Origin of the sequence: Streptomyces sp. NPDC005393, from assembly GCF_040606675.1 — a bacterium.
In the GTDB taxonomy this organism is placed as follows: Bacteria; Actinomycetota; Actinomycetes; order Streptomycetales; family Streptomycetaceae; genus Streptomyces.
The window spans coordinates 1-2406 of record NZ_JBEXFG010000122.1; the positions used below are offsets into that span (position 1 = coordinate 1).

The window sequence follows — 2406 nt, forward strand, 5'->3', positions numbered from 1 at the left end:
GCACAACGACAAGGAAGGGCAACCCATCAAGCGGTCACTGATCGCCTACGATCACTAACCGCGACGGCACCCCTTGGACTCATTCATCTAGTGTCTCGTGATCCTGTTCGTGTCAGTTCGCGTTGTTATTGACGAGTTTCTTCACGTTGGCCTGGGTGAGCCGGACCTTCGCGAGGATCTCGTCGGCGGTCGCAGTCCAGGTGAAGGGTTTCTGCCGCAGCGGATGGACTGCCGGGTCAGGATTCCGAACCAGATTTCGATCTGGTTCAGCCACGAGGAGCCGACAGGGGTGAAGTGGAAGTGCACATGGCGGGTTCTTCGCCAGCCAGATCTGCACCTCGGGTATGGTGTGGCGTGGAGAGGTTGTCCAGGACTACGTGGATCTCCTTGCCTGTGTGTGGTCTGACGGCCTTCCAGCCGAGGCGTTATTGTCCTGGCTGGATGTGCGCCGCCGGGCCAATCGCCTGGCGGTGGAACGCGTACCCTTCCGGGAGTTATCGGGTTGGGAATTCGACGACGGCACGGGGAACCTACGACATACCAGCGGTCATTTTTTCTCCATCGAAGGACTCCGGGTACGCACGGACCACTGCTGGTTCGGCAGCTGGACCCAGCCCATTATCGTGCAACCAGAGATCGGAATTCTCGGCCTCCTCGTCAAAAGATTCGACGGCGTCCTGCACGTCCTGGTGCAGGCCAAGAACGAGCCGGGCAATATCCGCGGCCTTCAGCTCTCCCCCACCGTCCAGGCGACCCGCAGCAATTACCCCCCCCCCGGGGGCGCGGCAGGGTTCTCGCGGACGTCCTCCAATCCGAGCAGGGCTCCTGGTTCCTGCACAAGCGGAACCGGAACATGGTGGTCGAGGCCTTGGACGACGTGCCCCTCGACGACGACTTCCACTGGATCAGTCTCTGCGGGCTGCGGAGGCTGCTGCTGAGGCCGCATCTGGTGAACATGGACACCCGCACGGTGCTGTCCTGCCTTCCCCCGGAGCCGGGGCCGGCCGGCCGGAAGCTGCCGACGCCCACGACTTCCTTCGCCGCCGCAGTCGCGCAGTCCCTCACCGAGGGTTCCACCGCATTGCACGCCATGGGCGAGATCCTCGGCTGGCTGACCGACGTGCGGTCCCGGAGGGAGCTGGTGCAGCAGCGGGTTCCCCTGAAGGAGACCGCGTTCAGCGGCTGGCGGCGTGACGAACACGCCATCGCGCACAAGGGCGGGGACTACTTCCGGGTCATCGGGGTGAGCGTCCGGGCCAGCAGCCGGGAGGTGTCCTCGTGGAGCCAGCCGTTGCTGGCTCCCGCCGGCCCCGGTCTGGCCGCCTTCGTCACCAAGCGGATCCGGGGCGTCCTCCACGTCCTGCTACAGGCCCGTACCGAAGCCGACCTGCTCAACGGCCCGGAAATGGCACCGACCGTGCAGTGCCGTCCACTCAACTACCGTTCGGTGCCCGCCGAACACCAGCCCGCCTACCTCGACTACGAGCTGTCGGCCGATCCCGCACGCATCCGCTACGACACTCTCCAGTCGGAGGAGGGCGGCCGCTTCCACCACGCGGAGAACCGCTACGTCGTGGTGGAGGCCGAGGACGACTTCCCGGTCGAGGTGCCCCAGGACTTCCGCTGGCTCACCCTGCACCAGATCCTCGCCCTGCTGCACCACAGCAACTACCTCAACGTGGAGGCCCGCAGCCTCGTCGCCTGCATCCAGGCCCTGAGCTGAGCGCTCCGAAGGGAACCCCATGCCCTCCCCCCCGTCTGCGCTTCGGTGTGCTGGGTGCCGCCGACATCGCCCTGCGCCGCACCGTGCCCGCGCTGGTCGCCCACCCGGACGTCACCGTGGTCGTGGTCTCCAGCCGGGACGCGGCCCGCGCCGCCCGTTTCGCCGAATCCTTCGGGTGCGAGGCGGTCCCGGGCCACCAGGCGCTGCTGGACCGCGACGACATCGACGCGCTGGGGTGGAGGCGGCGCTGCTGCGGGGTAAGCACGTCCTGGTGGAGAAGCCGCTGATCGCGACCCGCTCCGGGGCCGAGGACCTGATCGCCCTGGCACGCCCCCGCGGCCTGGTCCTGATGGAGAACTTCACGTCGCTGCACCACACGCAGCACCGCGCCGTCATGGACCTCCTGCGGGAAGGGACGATCGGCGAACTGCGCTCGCTGTCCGCGGCGTTCACGATCCCACCGAAACCGGAGGGCGACATCCGGTACCAGCCCGACGTGGGCGGAGGCGCCCTGCTCGACATCGGCATCTACCCCCTGCGGGCGGCGCTGCACTTCCTGGGCCCCGACCTGCACGCGGTCGGCGCGGTCGGTTTCGCTCTTCGCGGTCTGGAAACATTCTTCAACCATCCACCGGGTTCCCGCGATTCGCGCGAGTTCCTCCAGCGGAGTTCCGGCCGGGCAG

General features: G+C 67.1%; 3 protein-coding genes and 1 pseudogene. 3 read left to right on the forward strand and 1 reads right to left on the reverse strand.

The window, feature by feature from the left end; translation table 11 throughout:
• Nucleotides 1-112: 112 nt before the first annotated feature.
• On the reverse strand, nucleotides 113-337 hold the full coding sequence (locus ABZS71_RS35460; protein WP_356216944.1) for a hypothetical protein: 225 nt from the start codon (nucleotides 335-337) through the stop codon (nucleotides 113-115).
• A 7-nt stretch (nucleotides 338-344) separates the two neighbouring features.
• Between ABZS71_RS35460 and ABZS71_RS35465 the strand changes: the two genes are divergently transcribed.
• From ABZS71_RS35465 to ABZS71_RS35475, 3 genes and pseudogenes are all read left to right on the forward strand, one after another.
• Nucleotides 345-938, forward strand: a complete 594-nt coding sequence (locus ABZS71_RS35465) for an NDP-hexose 2,3-dehydratase family protein (protein ID WP_356216947.1) — start codon at nucleotides 345-347, stop codon at nucleotides 936-938.
• Nucleotides 833-1723 (forward strand): NDP-hexose 2,3-dehydratase family protein, encoded by an 891-nt coding sequence (locus ABZS71_RS35470; protein ID WP_356216949.1) that lies wholly within the window; start codon nucleotides 833-835, stop codon nucleotides 1721-1723. The genes ABZS71_RS35465 and ABZS71_RS35470 overlap by 106 nt, the downstream gene beginning before the upstream one ends.
• An 83-nt stretch (nucleotides 1724-1806) precedes the next feature.
• Nucleotides 1807-2024, forward strand: a pseudogene (locus ABZS71_RS35475) (Gfo/Idh/MocA family oxidoreductase); the annotation flags it as partial.
• Nucleotides 2025-2406: the final 382 nt, after the last annotated feature.